Here is a 21,731-nt window from a genome sequence, read left to right on the forward strand (position 1 = left end):
CGCTCACCGCCCACCACCCGTGACGCCCGCCCCCACCGGAGTTCCGCTACCGGAACGGGGGCGGGCGTCCGGTGTCGGCGGCTGCGGGCCCTAGACTGTCCTGCATGACTCCCGTTTCCTCCTCCCGCTCCGATGCCGAGACCGCACTGCGGGCCCGGATCACCGCCGCGCGACGTGTGGTGGTGAAGATCGGATCATCGTCGCTCACCGGGCCGGACAACCGGGTGGACCCGACGGCGATCGACCGCATCGTCGACGCGGTGCAGGCCCGCCAGGGCGCGGGGACCCATGTCATCATCGTGTCCTCGGGTGCGGTGGCGTCCGGGATGGGCCCGTTGAACATGACCGAGCGCCCCACCGATCTCGCGGGCAAGCAGGCGGTCGCCGCCGTCGGGCAGGTGTATCTCGCGCACGAGTGGGGCCGCTCCTTCGCCCGCTACGGGCGCACCACCGCGCAGGTCCTGCTCACCGCCTCCGACGCGGGGCGTCGGGACCGGACCCGGAACGTGCAACGGACCCTGGACAAGCTCCGTCTGCTCGGGGTGACGCCGATCGTGAACGAGAACGACACCGTCGCCCACTCGGAGATGCGGTTCGGGGACAATGACCGGTTGGCGGCGATCGTCGCGCACCTCGCCGGTGCGGAGGCGCTCTACCTGCTGTCCGACGTGGACGGCCTGTACGACCGGAACCCCATCGACCCGGAGGCACGGTTCATCGGTGAGATCCGGGACGGAGGTGATCTGCGGGACGTGATCGCGGGCGACGGGGGCCGTGTCGGCACCGGCGGGATGGCGTCGAAGGTGTCCGCGGCACGGCTGGCGTCCCGGTGCGGTGTCCCCGTGCTGCTGACCTCGGCGGCGCAGATCGGTGCCGCTCTCGACACCGGTGACATCGGAACGGTGTTCCACCCCAAGACGACGCGGATCTCGGCCTGGAAGTTCTGGGCGCTCTACGCCGCCGACACGGCCGGCACCCTGCGTATCGACGCCGGTGCGGTCCGTGCGGTGACCGGTGGCGGGAACTCACTGCTCGCGGTGGGTATCACGAGCATCGACGGTGAGTTCCACTCCGGTGACATCGTCGACATCGTCGGGCCGGACGGGGAGGTCATCGGCCGGGGTGAGGTCGCCTATGACGCCCACACCCTGGAACCCATGCTCGGCAGGCAGACGAGTGAGCTCCCGGAGGGGATGCAGCGCCCCGTGGTGCACGCGGACTATCTCTCCGACTACGCCTCGAGGGCGTGAGGCGAACGGTGCCGGTGAAACGCGCACGTGCTGCCCGGTGAAGCGGCTAGGTTGGATCGACGACAGATGATTCGACACCGCGCCGGGAACGCCCGGTCGCGGGGAAGGAGTGGCCGCACATGAGATACGTCATGCAGACGCGGGAGTGGGACGGCCTGGTGGAGGCGTTGTCCGGTCGTGGACACGAGCGCGTGGAGAAACTGGAGGACGCCGATTTCCTCGTGTTCAACGGTGTTCCCGGAGACTTCCCGGAGACCCTGCCGGACAACATCCGCTTCGTCCAGCTGTGTCTGGCGGGCATCGACGCGTTCTTCGACGCCGGATACATCGATGATTCCCGCCGGTGGGCGAACGCTTCGGGGGTGTACGGCCGCCCGGTCGCCGAGTCCGCGGTGGCGTTGCTGCTCTCCGCACTGCACATGCACGTGCACGTCGCGCGTGAAAGGTCCTTCGACACCGCCCCCGAGGTGCACCGGGGGACCGGCTGGTTGTTCGGGGAGACCGTCGCGGTGATCGGGGCCGGCGGGATCGGTCGGGATCTGATCCCGATGCTGAAGGGATTCGGTTGCGATGTCATCGCGGTGAACAATTCGGGCCGTCCCGTCGAGGGAGCGGAGGAGACCGTCACTGCGGAGCACACCGAGGATGTCCTCCGGCGGGCTGACCACGTGATTCTCGCGGCACCGTTGACGGAGGAGACCCGCGGGATGATCAATTCCCGGACGCTGGGTCTGATGAAGGACACGGCGGTGTTCGTCAACGTGGGCCGTGGACCGCTGGTGGTCACCGATGACCTGGTGGCGGCGCTGCGGGAGGGGAAGATCCGGGCCGCGGGGCTGGATGTCACCGATCCGGAGCCGTTGCCGGACGATCATCCGCTGTGGGGGATGGACAATGTGGTGATCACACCGCACACGGCGAACACGGTGGAGAGCATGCAGCGGCTCATGCCGGACGCGGTGCTGGCGAACCTGGACGCCCTGGAATCGGGGGAGCGGATGCCCACCGAGGTGGATCCGGGGCGGGGGTACTGACGGGATCCGGGAGGCGGTTCATCCGTCACCCGGTGGCGCCCGCCCTGTGCCGGGTGATGATCTCGGGTTGTCCCCTCCGGGCCACCGCCAGTTCCAGCCGGGTCACGGGTGATCCCAGTTGGTCGCCGATGAGGTGTGCGTAGAGCGCCAGTTGCCGGAAGTACTCGTCGACGGTGGTGGCGCTGAGCCCGGCGTCCGTCTTGTAGTCGAGGATGACCCAGCCGTCGTCGTCGCGGTAGATCAGGTCGACGACACCGTCGACGGTCATGGCCCCGACGCGCCCTGCGACGGGCAGCTCGCGGTGGTGTTCGCCGGCGAGTGCGCGTCGGATCAGCGGTGACGAGAGGAAACTCTCCGCCGCTGCGCGGACGGATGCCGTCTCCCGCTCGCTGAGTCCGCCGAGCCGTGCGGCCCCGGCGGCGAGTTCCCCGACGTCACCGTGTTCGGTGACGCGTTCCATGACCCGGTGCACCGCTGTCCCGAACGCCGTCCCGTGGTCCTTCGACACGGGTGCCCCGGCGAGCCGGAATCCGGTGGTCGCCGGGTAGTCGTCGGGGAGATCGGTGAAAGCGTGGTCGCCGTGTGCGAGTCCGGTGACGGCTGCCCTGCCGGGGCGGCTCGTCGCGGCCGACACGGCGGCGTCCACCTCCCGGGTCCTCCGTACGAGATCGTCCGGGGTGCGGGCGGAGGTGCCTCCCGGGGAGGGGGCGGGAGCGACGTCCGCGAGGCGGGGGAACGTCACCGTCCCGGGGTCGAGCAGTTCGTGCAGGAGGTGTCCGTAACAGTTCGAGTACGCCTTCCCCGCCTTCGTCAGCTTCGGTTCCACGGGGACGACGAGCACTGATTCGGCGCGGGTCGCCGCGACGTAGAGCAGGCGGATCCACTCGGACTCCGACGCGGTCTTCTCGTTCCGCGACCAGGTTTCCCAGTCCGGGGTGCGGAGTTCGGGGCAGGTGGCACTCAGGCGCATCGCCACCCTCCCTGATTCATCCGGGTTCAGTCCGATGTCGGGGGTGTGGTTGGGTTTCTGTCCGCTGAGCCCGGCGAGGATCACCATCGGGAACTCGCGGCCCTTCGCGCCGTGCACGGTGAGCACCCGGACCGCGTCAACGTCACCCCCGGTGTCGTCGATGACGGGTTCCGCCATCCGGGAACTGGTGACGGCCTGGGTGTCGGCCCATTCGAGGTAGCCGCGGAGATCGCCGCCGACCTCCCGGCCGTAGTCGTGGGCGTTGTCCCGGACGGTCCGGATCCGGTGGAGCGCCGGGGTCGGGTCGGGGTGGACTGCGGCGGCGACGGCGTCCATGTTCAGCGCGTCGATGGTCGCGGCGACGGCCCGTCCGACGGGAACCCCGGTGGTTGCGGTGGCGAGTGCTCCGAGCAGGGCGAGGCCCGCCTCCACCGGTGACGGAGCGGTCGGGCTGTCCCCGTCGTCGGTGCGGTGGTGGGGGAAGAAGCGGTTCCCGTCCTCCCGCCACCGGACGAGATCTTTGTCGGAGCACCCGAGGAGACTGGTGCGCAGCGCCGCTGCGACGGTGAATTCGTCCGCGGGGTCGGCGATCGCCCGCAGCACCGTGTGGAGGTCGACGATCTCGGTGCCCCGGTAGACGAGGGATGAGTTCTCACTGATGTGGGGGATCCCCGCGTCCCGGAGCGCGGACATCGTCGCCCGGGCGGCCTTGTGCGTCACGGCCAGTACCGCGATGTCCCGCAGTCGGAGGGGCACCGGTTCCTGCTGTCCCTTTCCCCTCGGGTGGTGCAGCCACTGGCCGGCGAGTGCGGCACGGACGGCGGCGACGATGTCCCTGTTCTCCGCTTCCCCGGGGGTCAGTTCGTCGACGTTGTCCCGGTTGTTGTTCATCACGACGACGCCACAGTTCCCGGTGGGGGCGTCGGGGCGTGGACTCAGTTCCGCGAAGGGGACGGTGGGCCGGGTGCCGTCGGCGGTGTCACCGTCCGTGAACAGTTCGCCGAAGACGTCGTTGACCCAGGTGATGACGGGTGCGGAGGAACGGAAGTTCGTGGTGAGTTCGACGAGTTCCGACTGCCCGGTGGCTGCGGCTTGACGTGCCGCGAGGTAGGAATCGATGTCGGCGCGCCGGAAACGGTAGATCGACTGTTTCGGGTCACCGACCGTGAACAGTCGTCCCGGGCGTGGATCTCCACCGTCACCGGCGATCGCCGTGATGATCCGGAGTTGCGCCGGGTCGGTGTCCTGGAACTCGTCGATCAACAGATGCGTGAAACGCCGGTGGAGTTCGTTTCGGACGACACCGCGGGTGTCTGCCGCGGTGTCCCGGACGCCCGCCGGTGGCGGGGTGAGCAGACGGTCGGCGACGTAGATCAGGTCGTGGTAGTCGAGGGTGCCGCCGTTGATCCGACGTTGCGCCGTGGCGAGGACATGGCACGCCATGACGTGTCGCAGAACGGTCACGTGGAACGCGGGTTCCGCATTGTATCTGGCCGTCCACTCGTCGCCGATGGCCTGGAACCGGTCCCTGGCGTCATCGATGGGGATGTCCCAGTCGGCTTTCCGGCCGCCACGTCCGCGGGAGAATGACGGTGGTTTCAGTGACTCGGGGGCAGGGTCGTCGTGGGCGAGGAGTTCCTCCGCGTCGTTGAGGCAGGAAGCCACGGTGAGGGCGAACCTGTCTTCGGTGTTCGTGCAGTTCCGGAGGAGTTCGCGGAGACGCCGGATGTAGTCGTCGACGTCGCGTGCGGTGATCGGTTCAGGCCGGACGAGGGGAGCGTCGATGGTCGGGCCGAGATCACCCCAGTGCTCGTCCATCCACCGGATGCGGTCCCGCACCGTGTTCAACCAGTCCCCGTGTGCGGAGAGTGCGGTGAGGCTCTCGGCGAACTGCTCTCCGTCCACGCGGCAGTTCGGCAACTCCGTGAGGTCCGGTGCGGCTCCGCTGATCGTGTCGTCGCAGAGGGCGAGAAATTCGGCGGCGAGATCGTCGGAGGCGACCAGAGCGGTGAAGTCGGATGCGACCTTGATGATCGGCGGGACCCCCGCCTCGAGCGGGTGCAGGGTGATGATGCGCAGGCAGAATGCGTGCAGCGTCTCGATGGCCGCGGCCGGGAGTTGTTCGAGTGCGGCCCGGGCGTTGCGGCGTGCGGTGTCGGTGTCGGTGAAGGAGCGGACCGAGATCCCTGAATCGTGCACGCCCGTCCCGGCGATGGACTCCAGTGCGGTGCGGAGACGTTCCGCCAGTTCACCGGCGGCCTTCTCCGTGAAGGTGATCGCCGCGATGTTGTTGACGGGGACGCCTTCCTCGACGATGAGGGTGATGAGGCGCTGGACGAGGAGGTGGGTCTTCCCCGATCCGGCGCCGGCCTCGACGAAGAGGTTGACGCCGGTTGCGGTGGTGATGGTCCGCCGTGCCGCGTCGTCCTGGAGTGTGGGTGTGGTCATCGGGGTCACTGCTTCCTCGGGGCTGCGGTGGCGGGTGTGGTCGTGTGCGGGCCGGAGTTGTCCCGGGGCTGGTCGTCGGCGGTGATCCGGAGCGGGTTGAAGCCGCGCGGCGTCAGTGCCTCGGCCGCCCGGTCGTAGTTCGCGGCGCCGAGACGGAGGTAGTTCGGACGCGGGATGTTTCCCGTGTTTCCGTTCCTGCTCTGGGGTGGGAACACCCCGGAACCGATCAGGTCGTGGAGTGCCAGGAGGGTCGACTCCAGATGCTTCAGCACGGTGTCGTCGACGGTGATCGCTGATGTGCGCGGCGAGTCCCGGGGTGTGTGGTCGGTGAAGAACAGGTACCGGGATTCGATGCCCGGTGGATCGATGTCGGGGAGTTCCACGAGTGGTGCACCCGTGGTGGGGCTCCCCGGTACCTTCAGCCCGGGAAAGAGCGGAGCCGCGTCGAGTGCGGCACGGACGGCCGCACCGTAGAGAGCGAGCTGCAGGCGGAGGATCTTCTCGCCGGTGGGGTACGCCTGACTGATCTTCCCGGAGTGGGACTGCTTTCCCGACTTGTAGTCGGTGACGCGGAGAACCCGACGTCCGGGGTGGTAATCCAGGCGGTCAACGGAGCCGCGGAACTTCAGGACCGTCCCCCCGGGCAGGGTGATCTCGAGGGGGTGCGCGGCCGTCGACCCGTCACGGTGCGTGCCGCCGAACGCGAGCTCCGCACCGACCGGCACCCACCCTTCGAGGGCCTCTCTCCGTTCTTCCTCGAACCAGGCGCCGACCGTGGTGCGCACCTCCGCACGAAAGAGACTCCAGCGCGCACCTTCCCCCGATGCAGGGGCCATCGCGGCGAGTTGTTCGTCGGTGATGTCGTCCAGCCGGGACCTGGCCCGCACCCAGTCGATGTCCGTGGGCAGGATCGGGCGCGGCGTGGCGTCCAGCCAGGTCTCCCTGGTCCAGAGTTCGAATATCCGGTGGTAGACGGTTCCCCGGTCGCGGGCGTCGATGCCGGAGTCCGGGGGAGTGTCCTCGAGGATCCGGCAACCGAGGATCCGCTCGATGAGGAACGTCAGCGGGGACTCCGGGTAACTCTCCAGCGCCGTCGCCGACAGCTCCCGCCGGAACAGATCCGTGGTGAACCCCGGGATCCAGCCGTTGTATTCGCTGAGAGGCTCCCCGGCTGCGGCACCGGTTTCCCTGGCCCCGATGATGTCCGCGGCCCGACGGATCGTCGGGTCGGGTTCCGCGCCGGAGAGTATCTGCGCCAGCAACAGTTCCCGAGGGTCGGCGGGGACCGCGACGTCCTCCCCGGAGAGAGCATCGACGAGTCCGCCGGAGACCACCGCCGGGGTGGAGTCGATGAGGCGGGAGCGGCCGACTCCCCCGGAGCCGTCGCAGTGGCTGCGGGGGTAGCTGACGACCGCGTGCCCGGGGGCCGTGGCGCATGCCCGGTGAAAGACCTCGATTCGTGTGTCCTGGATACCTTCCGGTGTCTGACCACGCTGTGCGAAGGTGATGGCGCTGGATTCGTTCACGGATCCGGGAAGTGCCTTCTCCGTGGCGCCGAGGATGAGGACCGCATCGAGGATCCGCCCCGGTAGATCGTCGATTCCACCGATCGATATCGCGTTGACCGGTGCGTCGACAGGCTGGGGTTCGTCGAGGAACGTCCGCAGGAGCTCGGTTGCGAGATCGATCCGGAACCGGGGGAGTTGCGCTGTCATGCCGGACAATCCCTCGACGGCCCTGTCGATCGCGGCGAGTGCCGCCGCACGCTCTGGCCCCTTTCCGGGGCGCAGCTGCGCGGCCACGAGGTCGCGGAGAGCGCCGGTGAACTGATCCCAGGTCGTTGTTTCCCGCAGTGCGGTGACGCCGTCCCGGAGGGCGAGGACCCACCGTCTCATTCTGTCCGTGTCCGGGTGCCCGTCCGGCTCACCGGAATCGACGTCCGTGACTCTCGGTCTCTCCCAGTCGGCGAGGACATCGAAACGCTCGGCGCGTCGGGTGACCCGGTCGAAGATGTCCCGGTGGACCGGCTTACCGTCGACCGGGTGCCGGATTGCGCCGGTGCCGAGAATCGCGGCCAGTTCGCGGCGCGGCAGGACCTGCGGATCGAGTGCCAGGATGCGGAGCAGTGCGCGTACCTCGGGGGCATCCGACCACCGCAGGTCCGAGAACCCGGTGAAGGGGACGGCGGCCCCGGTCAGTGCGTCGGAGAGTCGGGGCCCGTAGTCCGGGCTGCACCACCCGCAGGCGATCCGGTGCGGCGGTGTTCCCTCCGCCACGAGCTTCCTGATGTGGCGGACCGCCCGCATCACCTCGTCGTTCTCGTCGCTGCAGGACCACACCACGGGTTCCGGTCGTTCCCCGGTCGGGCACTGCCCCACGGTGTCGATTCGGAGTGCGTCCAGTTCGTCGAGGAACCACCGTTGGGTGGGGTCCGTGGGAACGACGTCGACGACGATGACCGCCGCGTCGTCGGGCGGCGGGGTGAGAGCGTGGAGGCAGGCGTCGTGCCAGGTGAAACAGTCGGGATTCAGGGCACGGACGCGACGCGCCACGTCGAGGCACGCGCCGGGGAGGAGCCGCCCCTCCGTCCGGTCCCGGAGATGCCCGGGCAGGGAGAGCAGCTCGGTGACGATGGACACCAGTGCGCTCCTCGTCGCAGGCTGGTCGGCGGTGCCGTACCTGGTGAACTCCGTGTCCGTGTCGGTGAGCAGCCGCATGACCGAGCCGGTGATGCGGGAACGGTCGAGGAGGACACGGCCGTCACGACGCTCCGTCACCTCGACCGAGCGACCGAGTATGTACCCGGCGCACGAGGTGACGGTGACTCCGAGGAGAGTGCCGGTGGACGTGAGCTGCTCCAGGACGTCGCCACGGGCTGTCGGTCCACAGAGGATCGTGACCGGCCGGAGGCGATCGGTGCGGCGGACCTCGGCGATGGCTGCGGCCAGTTGGACTGCGACGGTGTCTGCACTCATGCGGGGATCCTTGTCGTCGCACCACCGGGATCTGCACCGGAGGTGACGGGGCGGGGACTGCTCGTTACCGGACAGCTTAATTGGCTGCGGGACACCACCCTCGGGAATCGAACACAGGTTCTGTTGCGTGTGGGGTGTCCGGCTGAACCCAAGGGGAGGTTCGCGCCCCGGACCTGTGCTGAAGCGCCCCGCGGATGATTCTGCGCTGCTAAGATTCGGCGGCATGAACCCCGCTGAGAACACCGACACGATCTCCTCCGCCCGAGAGAAGGAACGGGAGGAGGTCCTGGCCAGGGCCCGTGCCGCGAAGGACGCCTCACGGACGGTCGCGCAGGCGACGACGGACACCAAGAACGCCGTTCTGCTGGCCGCGGCCGAGGCGCTGGTGGAACGCGCGGATGAGATCCTGGAGGCGAACGCACGCGACATCGCCGCCGGGCGCGACGCGGGGATGAGTGACTCCCTGATCGACCGGCTCTCCCTCGATGAGGGCCGGATCGCCGGGATGGCGGGCGGTCTGCGGCAGGTCGCCGCCCTCCCGGATCCGGTGGGGGACGTCACCGGGGGAAAGACGCTGCCGAACGGTATCCGGATGCGTCAGGTCCGGGTGCCGCTCGGGGTGATGGGCATGGTCTACGAGGCGCGCCCCAACGTCACCGTCGACGCCTTCGGCCTCGCCCTGAAGTCCGGCAACGTCGCGCTCCTGCGCGGGTCGCGGTCCGCCCGCCACTCCAACACCGCACTCGTCGCCGTGCTGCAGGACGTCCTCTCGCGGCAGGGGCTTCCGTCCGCCGCGGTGCAGCTCCTGCCGTGCGAGACCCATGACAGTGTGCAGGACCTCATCACCGCCCGTGGTCTGGTCGACCTCGTGATCCCGCGTGGTGGCGCCGGTCTGATCGAGGCCGTGGTCACCGGCGCCACCGTTCCCGCGATCGAGACCGGTACCGGCAACTGCCACGTCTACATCGACGGCGCGGTGGACCTGGATCAGGCCATCGCCATCGTCATCAACGGCAAGACCCGGCGCCCGAGCGTCTGCAACGCGACGGAGACGGTGCTTCTCGACGCCGCACTCCCCGACGCCGACAAACTGCGTGTCGTGGAGGCGTTGCAGCAGGCCGGCGTCCGGATCCACGGTGACGTGGAGACCCTCGCCGCGTTCGGTGCCGCGGAGGTCGAGGCCGCGACCGACGCCGACTGGTCGGACGAGTACCTGTCCATGGACATCGCCGTCGGGGTGGTCGACGGTGTCGACGGAGCGGTGGAGCACATCGCACGCTGGTCGTCGGGACACACCGACGCCATCGTCACCACGAGTATCCGGGCGGCCGACGCCTTCGTCGCGGGAGTGGACTCCGCGGCGGTGATGGTCAACGCCTCGACCGCGTTCACCGACGGGGAACAGTACGGTTTCGGAGCGGAGATAGGCATCTCCACCCAGAAGCTGCACGCGCGTGGGCCGATGGCGCTGCCCGAGCTCACCACCACGAAGTGGGTGCTCACCGGCGACGGACAGACCCGCCCCTGAGTCACGGTGCACCGGAACGGGCCGGTCCGGTGTACCGCAGGTAGAATCTGCGGCCATGACGACCTCCGCGAAGCAGGGCGACCCACGACCCGGTGCCGCCGTCCCGTCCGAGCCCCGGAGAATAGGGATCATGGGCGGGACCTTCGACCCGATCCACAACGGGCACCTCGTGGCCGGCAGTGAGGTCGCTGATCTGCACAACCTCGATCTGGTGGTGTACGTCCCCACGGGGCAGCCCTGGCAGAAGGCCGGTCGGGAGGTCAGTGAGGCGGAGGACCGGTACCTGATGACGGTCATCGCGACGGCCTCGAATCCCCGTTTCACCGTCTCCCGGGTCGACATCGACCGGGGGGGAGCGACCTACACCGTGGACACGCTGCGGGACCTGCGCAGGCAGTTCCCCACGGCGGAACTGTTCTTCATCACCGGTGCCGATGCCCTGGCGAAGATCGTCACGTGGCGGGACTGGGAGGAGATGTTCTCCCTGGCGGAGTTCGTGGGGGTGACCCGCCCCGGGTACGAACTCGACGACGACATCCTCCCGGAGGTCCACCGGAAACGTCTGTCCCTGATCGAGATCCCCGCCATGTCCATCTCCTCGACGGACTGCCGTGCGCGTGCCGCGCAGGGAAGGCCCCTCTGGTATCTGGTCCCCGACGGAATCGTCCAGTACATCGCGAAACGCCAGCTCTACCGGCCGGGTGGTGCGAACGGGGCACTCGACCCCACGCCCTGAGGCCGCTCGCCCGGAGGCGACACCGGGGGTGCGGTCGAGTGGCGTCCCCCACTCCGGTGACCACGGGGGAATGTGCCGTAACGGGCAAACCGTGGGACACTTGAACCCGAGAGTGTGCATCCGGTGACGATCGACCGATGATCACCGCGACAGTCGGCCCGTTCCCCGGGTACGGTCCGACACGGGTGCACACGAGAAGTACGAAGAATCCCACGGAAGAGAACCTGTGCCTGCAACCACCGCCTCCATCAAGCTCGCCACCGTCGCCGCACTGGCCGCGTCAGAGAAGCTCGCTGAAGAGATCGCCGTCATCGACGTGTCCGGTCAGCTCATCATCACCGACTGTTTCGTCATCGCCTCGGCGGCGACGGACCGCCAGGTCGGAGCCATCGTCGACGAGGTTGAGGAGAAGCTCCGCGAGGTCGGGGCGAAACCGATCCGCCGTGAGGGCGTCCGCGAGGGCCGCTGGGCGCTCCTCGACTACGGCGAGATCGTCGTCCACGTCCAGCGGACCGAGGAACGGGAGTTCTACGGCCTGGACCGCCTCTGGCGCGACTGCCCCTTCATCGAGGTCGAGGGTATCGAGACCCCGGAACGCCCCGAGACCTGGTCGAATGACGTCGATGTCCGCAACGTCGATTCCATCGACGAGATCCCGCTCGCGTCCGAGGAACCTGACGCGAACGAACTGTGACCCGTCGACTGGTCCTGCTCCGGCACGGGCAGACCGACTACAACGCGACCGGCCGGATGCAGGGGCACTATGACTCCCGGCTGTCCGACATCGGTCACGCCCAGGCGCGGGCCGTGGTCGAGCCGCTGCGTTCCTTCGGGATCACCCGGGTCCTGTCCTCGGATCTGACCCGCGCCCATGACACGGCGACGCCGTTCGCCGAGGCACTCGGTCTGCCCGTCGAGACGGACCGACGTCTCCGGGAGACGGATCTGGGGGAGTGGCAGGAGAAGACCAGCGTCGAGGTCGATGCCGCGCACCCCGGTGCCCGGGCCATCTGGCGCCGTGACGTGAACTGGGCCCCGCCCGGGGGCGAGACCCACCTGGAGGTCGGGGCCCGCGCCCGCGAGGTCGTCGACGAGCTGATGCGCACGTACGACGACTGGGATTCCGGTGCGGTGCTGCTCGTCGCCCACGGCGGCACACTGAAGGCTCTGACCGCGTCGCTGCTCAACATCGCCCCCGAGCAACTGCCGATACTGAACGGGCCGGACAACTGTCACTGGGCGAAACTGACCGCCCGTCCGCCGTTCTACCCGGGGAGCCGTGACGTCCTCGGCGACACCGGGCGGATCATGCCCGAGGCCATCTTCACCCCGGACAACGTCACGCGTGCCCGCTGGTACCTCGACGTCTGGAACGCGGGAGTGACCTACCCGAGGGACTGAGCCCCTCATTTCGGGTCCGGAACTCGTCCGGTGCTACGTTTAGGTGAACAAAAAACCTGAACCTTCACCGTGAGGAGTCCGCAGCCCCATGCCCGTACGCGTCGTCACGGATTCCGCGGCCTGTCTACCCGACGCCGTCGTTGATGACCTCGACATCACCGTCATCGACCTGCACGTGATGCGCAACGGGAGAGACCGTTCGACCTCGGGGCTGTCCGCCCTGGAACTGGTGGCGGTCTACGCGCGGCAGCTGGAACGCGGCGGTGACGACGGTGTGCTCGCTCTTCACCTGTCCAAGGAACTGTCCTCCACCTGGTCGAACGCCGTGACCGCCGCGGCCGTCTTCGAGGATGATCTCGTCCGGGTCGTGGACACCTCCTCCATGGGCATGGGGGTCGGAGCGGCGGTCATGGCCGCGGCGCGGCTGGCACAGGACGGCGCGGACCTCGAGACCTGCTACGACGCGGCCGTCGACGTCCTCGACCGTGGTGACATGTGGCTGTACGTGCACCGGATGGACGAACTGCGCCGTTCCGGCCGGTTGTCGGCCGCGACACAACTGATCTCCACCGTGCCGACGGGACTGGCGAACCGGCCCATCCTGCATCTGCGGGACGGTCGGCTGGAGATTCTGGCCAAGACCCGCACCCAGTCGAAGGGGCTGGCGAAACTCGTCGAGCTCTCCTGCCACGATGTCGGCGACACACCGGTGTTCGCCGCGGTGCAGCAGCATGAGGCGCGGGAAGCCGCCCGGGCACTGGTGCAGATGCTCACGGATCGACTGCCCGAGGGATCGACGCTGATGCTGGTCGACATGGACCCGGTGCTCGCGGTCCACTCCGGTCCCGGCGCGGTCGCCGTGTCCATGGTCCACTCGGCGGACGCAGCCGAACTCGCCGACGGGATCTCCACAGGCGACTAGCTGCGGGATCCCGGTTCATGCACATCGCGCCCGGCACCGGCGTCGGAGGGGGACCGGTGCGGCGTACATTCCCCCGGTATGCGCCAGCGGATCATCGACAGACTCGCCGAACTCTCCCGCCCCACCGGTGAGGAGGACCTCCTGGACGTCGCGTTTCCCCGCCCCCGGCTACAGGTCACGCTGAGACAGGGGGTCCTCGCGCTCGCCGCGACGGGGGTTCTCCTCCTCGGCTGGCTGATGTTCCGGGCCCCTGACCCCGCCTCAGCCCCGGTCATCGCCGTGGCGGCGTCCACGTCCACCGGAGAGACTCCACTCCGGGACCCGGTGGCGGAGACGATGGTGGTCTCCGTGGTGGGGGCCGTGGAGCGTCCCGGCCTCCACGAACTTCCCGCCGACAGCCGCGCCGCCGACGCATTGACCGTGGCGGGGGTGCTGCCCGGTGCGGACACCCGGAACATCAATCTGGCCGCCCGTCTCGTCGACGGCATGCAGCTGACGGTTCCCCTGCCCGGTGAATCGCCCCTCGCATCGGGTCCCGGTGCGGCGGATACCCCGGTGTCCCTGAACTCGGCGACGGCGGAACAACTGGAGTCCCTGCCCGGGATCGGTGCCGCCACCAGTGCCGCGATCATCACCCACCGGGCGGAGCACGGCGGATTCTCCGCTGTCGGGGATCTCGTCGCGGTGCCGGGTATCGGGCCCGCGAAGCTCGCCCGGCTCGAGGGGCTGGTCACCCTGTGACCGAGTTGCGGCTCCTGCCGTCCGCCGTTGCCGTGTGGGTGGCCGTCGCCGTGGTTCTGGTGACCAGATCGGGATGGCCGGGCGTCATACCCGTCATCGCGGGCGCGGGGGCCGCGGTACTGTGCCGTGCCCCCGGCCAGGCTCTCCTGGTCACGGGCTGCGGTGCGTTTGCGGTGATCACCACCTGGATCCGCGTGAGGGCCGCCGACCAGCACCGTCTCACGACGGTGCGGAGAACGGTGTCGGACGGACGGGTCGTCACCGGTCCCACGGAGATCGCGGACGGGACGTGGCTGCTGCGCCTCAGGCTCCCCGGCTATCCGGCCGACGTACCCGTTTTCCTCCGCGGACACGAGAGACCCCCGGCCGTCGTCGGTTCAACGGTACGGGTCGACGCCGTGGTCGGCGCCGCCGACCGGCCGGGAACGGGCACCGTCGTTCTCAACGCGCGTTCCCTCGTGGAACTGGAGGGCCCCTCCGGCCCGGCGTGGTTCGCCGCGCACGTCCGGGACGCGTTCGTCCGCTCGACCTCCCGCTGGATGGACCCGGAATCGGCGGGCCTCGTCCGGGGAATGGTGCTGGGGGACACCGACGGACAGTCCGTGGAGCAGCGCCGGATGTACCTCGACACCGGGCTCTCGCACCTCTCGGCGGTCAGCGGATCCAACGTCGCCGTCGCCACCACCGCAGCGGTCCTCCTCGCCCGCGCGCTCACCCTCGGCCCCCGTGTCCAGGTCAGCTGCGCCGGGGTGACCCTCGTCGCCTTCGTCGGGCTCGTCGGCACGGAACCGAGCGTGCTGCGCGCCGCGGTTACCGGCACCGTCGGACTCGTCGCGGTTCTCGCGTCGACCCGCGCCGAACCGGTGCACGCCCTGAACCTCGCGGTCATCATTCTCCTGTGGTGGCGCAGTGACCTCGCGGTGTCCTACGGGTTCGCGCTGTCCGTCGCAGCCACCGGAGGCATCATCATGCTGCACCCGCTGTTCCACCGCCCCCTCGCGGCGACAGGCTGGCCGGCGGTCGTCGTCCGCGCACTGTCCGTGGCCGTCGCCGCAGACATCGTGACGATGCCGATCATCGCACTCATGGCCGGGAAGATCTCCCTGGTCTCGGTCGCCGCGAACGTCCTCGTCGCCCCGGCCGTCGCCCCGGTGACCGTCATCGGACTCGGCGCGGCACTGCTCGCCGCACTCCCCGGCCCCGGGGCCGCCCTCGCCGGGCCGCTGCTGCTGCTCCTCGAACCCTGCGCCAGCTGGATCACGGGAGTCGCCCGGGTTCTGTCCGCCCTGCCCCTGTCCACGGTCCCGGTGGCGGACGGGTGGCTCGGTGTCGCCTGGGTGACCCTCGGCTGCTGCTGGGTGGTCTGGCTGATCCCGGCCTCACGTCCACCGCGGCAACGGCGGTGACGTCGACCGCGTTCCTCCGTGGTGCCACGCCCGTCCCGGTCCCCACCGGTGCCTGTGGCACGATGGAACACGTGAAACCGTCACCCCCCGCCCCCGTGCACCTGATCCTCGGTGAGGAGGAGTTCCTCGCCGAGCGGGCCCGCATCGCGGTCACCACCGCCGTCCGGGATTCCCTCCCCGACGGCACCGAACTCCCCGTCACCACCATGCGGGCCGGCGACGTCAACGCCAATGAACTCGCCGAACTCCTCAGCCCCTCCCTGTTCGGTGAGGACCGCGTCATCATCCTCACCGGCACCCAGGACGCGGGGAAGGACGCCACCGACCTCGTCCTCTCCTCGGCGAAGAACCCCGCACCCGGCATCTACCTCATCATCCTGCACACCGGTGCCGGACGGACGAAGGCGATGGTGCCGAAACTGTCGAAACTCGCTGAGGTGCACCGTGCCGACAGGGTCAAGCCGAGTGAACGGCCCGCCTTCGTCAACCAGGAGTTCCGGAACCACGGGGTGCGGGTGACCTCCGACGTCACCCGCGCACTCCTCGAGGGGGTGGGCTCCGATCTGCGGGAACTCGCCAGTGCGGTGAGCCAGCTCGTCGCCGACACCGGGGGAGAGGTCACCGAGGCGAAGGTCCGCGAGTACTACGTCGGCGTCGCCGAGGTATCCGGTTTCGACATCGCGGATCTCGCCTGTTCCGGGCAGGTGCAACGCGCCGTCGCCTCCACCCGCCGTGCCCTCCAACTGGGGCTGTCGCCCGTGATGCTCGCCGCCGCCCTGTCGACGACCGTCGGATCCATCGCCCGCCTGTACTCCACCCGGGGCAGAATCGACGCCAACGGTCTGGCCCGGGTCGTCGGGATGCCGCCGTGGAAGGTGGAGAAGACCGCGCGGCTGGCGCGAACGTGGAACGGGGAGGCCGTGTCCGAGGCCGTGATCGTCGTCGCGGACCTCGACGCGGCGGTGAAGGGGCAGGCCGCCGACGACGGCTACGCCATCGAGCACGCGGTGCGGAGGATAGCCGAACTCGCCGGGTAGATCCCCCGGAGCACGGACATGAAAAAGCCCCCTCCCGGTGACAACCGGAAAGGGGGGTTCCCGTGTCCCGCGCCCCACCTGCATGAGCGGGCGGTGATGACGCGGGAAAGGTGGAACTAGTCCATCTTGTTCAGCGCGGACGCCATGTTGGACTTCTTGTTGGCGGCGTTGTTCCGGTGGAACACGCCCTTGGTGACGGCCTTGTCCAGGGCGCGGGAGGCGACGCGCAGCTGGGCGGCGGCGTCGTCCTTCTTGCCTTCCTCGACCAGCGCACGGAACTTGCGGATCTCGGTGCGGACCGCGGAACGCACGTGCTGGTTACGCTGGCGGCGCTCCTCGTTGGTGCGGATGCGCTTGATCTGGGACTTGATGTTAGCCATTGAAAATACCTCTTGAACTCGTGGTCGGGTGTGATGAAACCACCGGCCGGATCCGTCCAGACCGGTGACCCCTGCGGGTCACGGTCGCGGTGGGTGCATTCTCCTGAGCGGACCCAAGGTCCTGACCGCTCCGACACCCACGCCCGGAAAGTGAATAACAGCTTGACAGAGTATCAGCCTCCGGTGAACCAGCCAAACACCGGTGCGGTGTCAACCCCAGCCGTAGCTGCCGCGCAGCCGGTTCGCTATCCGCTCGAACCGGTGCCGGGGGATCACCGCCCCCTGCCTGCGGATCCCGACCTCCGGAATCTCCAGGACCTTGTCCATCCGCACCCAGCACTGCCGCCCCGACTCATCCCACGGGCCGGAACCGATGCCGAGCCAGTTGTCCTCCTCGGCGTGTTCCGGGTTGGGGGAGATCACGAGCCCCAGCATGTGCTGTCTGGACCGGCCGATGACGATGATCGCCCGCTCCCGTGCCGGAGACCCCGGGCCGTCGGTGTCCACCCAGATCCACACGACCTCACCCGGATCAGCCTGGCCGTCCATGTCCGGCGCGTAGTAGATGCTGCGTGACATGGAGGCCGTCGGCTGGGTCGCGTACGTCGTCGCCGACTTGGTCGCACGGTGTGTCGGTGCCTGACCCGCCGGATTCAACCCCAGACGGTCATTGATCACCTCGAGCCCCTGGTCGAGGGGACTGTCCCCGCGACCGAGCACCGACGTCAGGGCACGGTGAAACCAGCTCTCCCCACGTCGCCTGTCATCGTCCACAGCACATCAGCCTAGTCGCTCCCGCCGCGCCGGGGGCAGGTATCGGCCGGGAACGAACGGGGAACCGTCCACCCCGCCCCCACCGTGTCCCCTCGGCCCGTCCGGTCGGGACGGGACCGGGACATGCGGGAGGGGGTGGCGTCGACAGGCGTGAGATACGGGTGTCCGGTCGGGTAGTGTCAGGAGAGCTCCAACCAGGAAGGGACCGTCACACACATGGCCGCCAATTTTGCCGAAGCTACGTACACAGACCCCAGGCAGATCCGTAACTTCTGCATCATCGCCCACATCGACCACGGGAAGTCCACCCTCGCGGACCGGATCCTGGGGCTGACCGGCGTGGTCGAGGCGCGTGACATGCGTGACCAGTACCTGGACAACATGGACATCGAGCGCGAACGCGGCATCACCATCAAGGCGCAGAACGTGCGCCTGCCGTGGGTGCCGCGCTCCGGGGCGCACGAGGGTGAGGAGATCGTCATGCACCTCATCGACACCCCCGGCCACGTCGACTTCACCTACGAGGTCTCCCGCGCACTCGACGCCTGTGAAGGCGCTGTCCTGCTCGTCGACGCCGCCCAGGGAATCGAGGCGCAGACCCTGGCGAACCTGTACCTCGCCATGGAGAACGACCTCGAGATCATCCCCGTCCTGAACAAGATCGATCTCCCCGCCGCCGACCCCGACAAGTTCGCCGAGGAGATCGGCCACATCATCGGCTGTGAACCCGAGGACGTCCTCCGGGTGTCCGGCAAGACCGGTGAGGGCGTTCCGGAGCTGCTCGACCGCATCTGTGAACTCGTCCCGCCGCCGAGCTCCGACAAGGGGGCCGACGCGCCCGCGCGCGCCATGATCTTCGACTCCGTCTACGACACCTACCGTGGCGTCGTCACCTACATCCGCATGGTCGACGGCACCCTCGAACCCCGCCAGAAGATCAGGATGATGTCCACCGGGGCGACCCACGAACTCCTCGAGATCGGCATCGTCAGCCCCACCCCGAAGAAGTGCGTCGGGCTCGGCCCCGGCGAGGTCGGCTACCTCATCACCGGCGTGAAGGACGTCCGCCAGTCCAAGGTCGGCGACACCATCACCTGGGCGAGCAAGGGCGCGGAGGAACCCCTCAAGGGCTACGCGGAACCCAACCCGATGGTCTACTCCGGGCTGTTCCCCATCTCCCAGGCCCAGTACCCGGACCTCCGCGACGCGCTGGACAAACTCCAGCTCAACGACGCCGCTCTCGTGTACGAACCCGAGACCTCCGTCGCCCTGGGGTTCGGTTTCCGCTGCGGCTTCCTCGGGCTGCTCCACATGGAGATCACCCGCGACCGGCTGCAACGCGAGTTCGACCTCGACCTCATCTCCACCGCGCCGTCGGTGAGCTACCGCGTGGTCACCGAATCCGGTGAGGAGATGACCGTGCACAACCCGTCCGACTGGCCCGGCGGCAAGCCGAAGGAGGTCTGGGAACCCATCGTCAAGATGACGGTCATCGTCCCCGCCGAGTTCGTCGGAACCACCATGGAACTGTGCCAGGCCAAGCGTGGACAGATGGGCGGCATGGACTACCTCTCCGAGGACCGCGTCGAACTCCGCTACGTGATGCCGCTCGGCGAGATCATCTTCGACTTCTTCGACATGCTGAAGTCCCGCACACGCGGCTACGCCTCCCTCAACTACGAGGAGGCCGGGGAGCAGGAGTCCGATCTGGTCAAGGTCGACATCCTCCTCCAGGGGGAACCCGTCGACGCGTTCAGCGCCATCGTGCACCGCGACAACGCCCAGTGGTACGGCAACAAGATGACCGTGAAACTCAAGGACCTCATCCCGCGCCAGCAGTTCGAGGTGCCGATCCAGGCGGCCATCGGGTCGAAGATCATCGCCCGCGAGAACATCCGCGCCCTGCGCAAGGACGTCCTCGCGAAGTGCTACGGCGGCGACATCTCCCGCAAGCGCAAGCTCCTGGAGAAGCAGAAGGAGGGCAAGAAGCGGATGAAGAACATCGGTTCCGTCTCCGTGCCGCAGGAGGCCTTCGTCGCGGCGCTCTCGACCGACGAGGGATAGCTCCCGACGGGTGCCGTCGGCGGCCCTGCCGGCGGCACACAGCCCGCTGCCAGGAAACGGCGCTAAGGTTCCCCCGGCCTGTTTCACGACACACACGAGGGGACGTCGGGCGGAGAGATGGAAGTCAACAGTGTTCCGGTGATCATCGAGCGGGTCCTGGATTTCCTCCAGGGCTTTCCCGTGGAGATCATGGCCGTGATCGAACTCGCGGTGCTGGTCGTCGCGGTGATCACGTTCCGCAGGTTCCGGGCGAAGAGCCCGGACCCGGCACCGTGCGGCCGGTCGACCGAACACCGGCATCTGCTCGTCCGCACCATCACCTACTCGGATTTCAGCCGCTCACTCATTCCGCTGGTCGTGACGACGCTGTTCCCGTTCCTGATCCTCGTTCTCGCCGTCGGTCTGATTCCGGCGGGACTGTTCATCGGTGGGGGGGAGCGGGGTACTGCCGTTGATGTTTCTGGTGATCAACCTGATGGCCGTGCCCTCCGCCTTCATCTTCTACTTCTGGCTGGTCACCGAACGCGTCTGGCGGGAGATCCCGGAGGGGGACAAGGACACCCTGATCCATGAGTGGAACAGGGTGTTCGCGATCGGGGTCTACGCACTCACGCTCGTGATCTCTCTCCTCTGCTACCAGTGGTCCCGGGGCGGGGACCTGTTCGTTTTCGGTGACAGCGTGAAGGCGCTGTTCACACTCATCATCGCGGTGTACTCCTTCGAGATGACCCGGCTGGCCGCGAGCATCTACTCGCAGCTCTCCGTGCGGGTCTGAGGGGTGTCGCCCTCCCGGGACGGTGTCGAAGCCGGTGGGGGTTTCCGGGGTCCCCGGTGAGGGTGTCCGCCGCGCTGTGACAAGATCGGTGTGTCCAGGCTGACGACCACCGGTGGCGGACGTACCGTGTTCCTCCGGTGTCCCTTTCCGTCAGTGAATCCACAGGCACAACTCCCGAAAGCGGCCCCATGACCGACTACCCGATGGGTTTCACCGATGTCGGAGCCGTCGCCATGCTCACGAATCCGGACAGTGGACACGGGCGTGCCCGGCATTCGACGGAACGTGCCATGGCGGCGTTCCGTGACTGCGGTGTCGATGTTCTCACCTTTCAGGGGCGTACCACCGCCGATTCCCGGAGGCTGGCCAGGGAGGCCGTGGAGTCCGGGCGGTTCGACGCGATCGTCGTGTGCGGTGGTGACGGCATGCTCAACCTCGTCCTCCAGGAGACCGCGCAGCGGTCGGTCCCGGTCGGCGTGATTCCCGCCGGGACCGGCAACGATCACGCGCGCGAGTATGACCTTCCACGGACGAGCCCGGAAGCGGCCGCGGAGGTGATCGCTGCGGGTTTCGCGGTGACGACCGACCTGGGCCGGATCACGGATCGGGAGGGGAACTCCAGCTGGTTCGACACCGTCATGACGGCCGGGTTCGACTCCCTGGTGAGTGACCGTGCGAACCGGATGACCTGGCCACACGGATCGGCGCGCTACAACCTCGCGATCGCCGCGGAATTCGCCAATCTACGGCCCCTGGCCTTCTCCATGGAGCTGTGCGGGAGGACCCCGCTACCCGGTGAACCCGGTGTGGTCGCGGGGTCCTCCCTGGAACTCCGGGGATCGGCGGTTCTCGCCGCCTTCGGAAACACCCGTACCTACGGTGGGGGACTGCCCGTGTGCCCCTACGCGAACCACCGCGACGGCCTGCTCGACGTGACACTGGTCGACCCGGTGAGTCGGATCCGGTTCGCCTCCTGCATGACGAAGATCGTGAAGGGGACCCATGTGGAGCTGCCGGAGGTGCACAGTTACCGTGTGCGCTCCGCGAAGGTGTGGGTCTACGGGGTCGACGCCTACGCGGACGGTGAACGGATGACCACTCTGCCGGTCACCGTGGAGGCCGTCCCCGCTGCGGGACGCTTCATCGTTCCCGCACCGTGACCCGACCCGCGTTCCGCCGGTGCCCCGGTCGTGTGTCCTCCGTGCCCGGGGTTCCGGGCGGCGATCCGTCGCCGGTGCCGTGCCGTTTTTCTTTCCCGTCGTTCCCCGCGGTGGGGTTCTCCGGTGGCGG

17 protein-coding genes are annotated in these 21,731 nt (G+C 68.5%); 13 read left to right on the top strand and 4 right to left on the bottom strand.

The window, feature by feature from the left end; genetic code table 11:
- Positions 1-104: 104 nt before the first annotated feature.
- Both proB and JIM94_RS10205 read left to right on the top strand, forming a co-directional pair.
- On the top strand, positions 105-1,250 hold the full coding sequence (gene proB / locus JIM94_RS10200) for a glutamate 5-kinase (protein WP_200250726.1): 1,146 nt from the start codon (positions 105-107) through the stop codon (positions 1,248-1,250).
- A 119-nt stretch (positions 1,251-1,369) separates the two neighbouring features.
- On the top strand, positions 1,370-2,284 hold the full coding sequence (locus tag JIM94_RS10205; RefSeq protein WP_200250723.1) for a D-isomer specific 2-hydroxyacid dehydrogenase family protein: 915 nt from the start codon (positions 1,370-1,372) through the stop codon (positions 2,282-2,284).
- Between the two features lie 25 nt (positions 2,285-2,309).
- Here the strand turns inward: JIM94_RS10205 and JIM94_RS10210 are convergent, their stop codons facing one another.
- Positions 2,310-5,702 (bottom strand): UvrD-helicase domain-containing protein, encoded by a 3,393-nt coding sequence (locus tag JIM94_RS10210; RefSeq protein WP_200250720.1) that lies wholly within the window; start codon positions 5,700-5,702, stop codon positions 2,310-2,312.
- Positions 5,703-5,707: 5 nt separating this feature from the next.
- On the bottom strand, positions 5,708-8,677 hold the full coding sequence (locus JIM94_RS10215; protein ID WP_200250711.1) for a PD-(D/E)XK nuclease family protein: 2,970 nt from the start codon (positions 8,675-8,677) through the stop codon (positions 5,708-5,710).
- Positions 8,678-8,900: 223 nt separating this feature from the next.
- On the opposite strand from JIM94_RS10215, the gene JIM94_RS10220 reads away from it, so the two are divergent.
- From JIM94_RS10220 to holA, 8 genes are all read left to right on the top strand, one after another.
- Positions 8,901-10,205 (top strand): glutamate-5-semialdehyde dehydrogenase, encoded by a 1,305-nt coding sequence (locus JIM94_RS10220; RefSeq protein WP_200250701.1) that lies wholly within the window; start codon positions 8,901-8,903, stop codon positions 10,203-10,205.
- A 130-nt stretch (positions 10,206-10,335) separates the two neighbouring features.
- Positions 10,336-10,941 (top strand): nicotinate-nucleotide adenylyltransferase, encoded by a 606-nt coding sequence (nadD, locus tag JIM94_RS10225; RefSeq protein WP_234039045.1) that lies wholly within the window; start codon positions 10,336-10,338, stop codon positions 10,939-10,941.
- Positions 10,942-11,167: 226 nt separating this feature from the next.
- Complete coding sequence (gene rsfS / locus JIM94_RS10230; RefSeq protein WP_200250696.1) at positions 11,168-11,635, top strand: ribosome silencing factor; 468 nt, start codon at positions 11,168-11,170, stop codon at positions 11,633-11,635.
- Entirely contained in the window at positions 11,632-12,342 is a 711-nt protein-coding gene (locus JIM94_RS10235) for a histidine phosphatase family protein (protein WP_200250685.1), read from the top strand. The genes rsfS and JIM94_RS10235 overlap by 4 nt, the downstream gene beginning before the upstream one ends.
- A gap of 88 nt (positions 12,343-12,430) precedes the next feature.
- Entirely contained in the window at positions 12,431-13,264 is an 834-nt protein-coding gene (locus JIM94_RS10240; protein ID WP_200250683.1) for a DegV family protein, read from the top strand.
- 78 nt (positions 13,265-13,342) lie between these two features.
- On the top strand, positions 13,343-14,005 hold the full coding sequence (locus tag JIM94_RS10245; RefSeq protein ID WP_200250679.1) for a ComEA family DNA-binding protein: 663 nt from the start codon (positions 13,343-13,345) through the stop codon (positions 14,003-14,005).
- Entirely contained in the window at positions 14,002-15,411 is a 1,410-nt protein-coding gene (locus tag JIM94_RS10250) for a ComEC/Rec2 family competence protein (RefSeq protein ID WP_200250676.1), read from the top strand. Before JIM94_RS10245 ends, JIM94_RS10250 begins: the two co-directional genes overlap by 4 nt.
- Positions 15,412-15,473: 62 nt before the next feature.
- A complete protein-coding gene (holA, locus tag JIM94_RS10255; protein WP_200250675.1) occupies positions 15,474-16,448 on the top strand; it encodes a DNA polymerase III subunit delta in 975 nt (324 codons plus the stop codon).
- A gap of 116 nt (positions 16,449-16,564) precedes the next feature.
- On the opposite strand, the gene rpsT is transcribed toward holA, so the two are convergent.
- Both rpsT and JIM94_RS10265 read right to left on the bottom strand, forming a co-directional pair.
- Positions 16,565-16,828, bottom strand: coding sequence for a 30S ribosomal protein S20 (gene rpsT / locus JIM94_RS10260; RefSeq protein WP_200250665.1), 264 nt, complete (start codon positions 16,826-16,828; stop codon positions 16,565-16,567).
- A 210-nt stretch (positions 16,829-17,038) separates the two neighbouring features.
- Positions 17,039-17,602 carry a type II toxin-antitoxin system PemK/MazF family toxin gene (locus tag JIM94_RS10265; RefSeq protein WP_248085893.1) on the bottom strand — a complete coding sequence of 188 codons (564 nt, stop codon included), beginning with the start codon at positions 17,600-17,602 and terminating at the stop codon, positions 17,039-17,041.
- Positions 17,603-17,818: 216 nt separating this feature from the next.
- On the opposite strand from JIM94_RS10265, the gene lepA reads away from it, so the two are divergent.
- From lepA to JIM94_RS10280, 3 genes are all read left to right on the top strand, one after another.
- Positions 17,819-19,666 carry a translation elongation factor 4 gene (gene lepA, locus JIM94_RS10270; RefSeq protein WP_200250663.1) on the top strand — a complete coding sequence of 616 codons (1,848 nt, stop codon included), beginning with the start codon at positions 17,819-17,821 and terminating at the stop codon, positions 19,664-19,666.
- Between the two features lie 454 nt (positions 19,667-20,120).
- Positions 20,121-20,441: a hypothetical protein gene (locus JIM94_RS10275; RefSeq protein ID WP_200250653.1), complete on the top strand. Its 321-nt coding sequence runs from the start codon at positions 20,121-20,123 to the stop codon at positions 20,439-20,441.
- Between the two features lie 188 nt (positions 20,442-20,629).
- Entirely contained in the window at positions 20,630-21,601 is a 972-nt protein-coding gene (locus JIM94_RS10280) for a diacylglycerol kinase (RefSeq protein WP_200250651.1), read from the top strand.
- Positions 21,602-21,731: the final 130 nt, after the last annotated feature.

The organism is Corynebacterium pygosceleis (assembly GCF_016595275.2).
In the GTDB taxonomy this organism is placed as follows: Bacteria; Actinomycetota; Actinomycetes; order Mycobacteriales; family Mycobacteriaceae; genus Corynebacterium; species Corynebacterium pygosceleis.

Coding starts and splice junctions, on each gene's coding strand:
- JIM94_RS10280 (WP_200250651.1), top strand. CDS start 20,630: ATGACCGACTACCCGATGGGTTTCACCGATGTCGGAGCCGTCGCCATG.
- JIM94_RS10240 (WP_200250683.1), top strand. CDS start 12,431: ATGCCCGTACGCGTCGTCACGGATTCCGCGGCCTGTCTACCCGACGCC.
- holA (WP_200250675.1), top strand. CDS start 15,474: ATGGAACACGTGAAACCGTCACCCCCCGCCCCCGTGCACCTGATCCTC.
- lepA (WP_200250663.1), top strand. CDS start 17,819: ATGGCCGCCAATTTTGCCGAAGCTACGTACACAGACCCCAGGCAGATC.
- rpsT (WP_200250665.1), bottom strand. CDS start 16,828: ATGGCTAACATCAAGTCCCAGATCAAGCGCATCCGCACCAACGAGGAG.
- nadD (WP_234039045.1), top strand. CDS start 10,336: ATGGGCGGGACCTTCGACCCGATCCACAACGGGCACCTCGTGGCCGGC.
- JIM94_RS10245 (WP_200250679.1), top strand. CDS start 13,343: ATGCGCCAGCGGATCATCGACAGACTCGCCGAACTCTCCCGCCCCACC.
- JIM94_RS10205 (WP_200250723.1), top strand. CDS start 1,370: ATGAGATACGTCATGCAGACGCGGGAGTGGGACGGCCTGGTGGAGGCG.
- JIM94_RS10215 (WP_200250711.1), bottom strand. CDS start 8,677: ATGAGTGCAGACACCGTCGCAGTCCAACTGGCCGCAGCCATCGCCGAG.
- JIM94_RS10275 (WP_200250653.1), top strand. CDS start 20,121: ATGTTTCTGGTGATCAACCTGATGGCCGTGCCCTCCGCCTTCATCTTC.
- JIM94_RS10220 (WP_200250701.1), top strand. CDS start 8,901: ATGAACCCCGCTGAGAACACCGACACGATCTCCTCCGCCCGAGAGAAG.
- proB (WP_200250726.1), top strand. CDS start 105: ATGACTCCCGTTTCCTCCTCCCGCTCCGATGCCGAGACCGCACTGCGG.
- JIM94_RS10210 (WP_200250720.1), bottom strand. CDS start 5,702: ATGACCACACCCACACTCCAGGACGACGCGGCACGGCGGACCATCACC.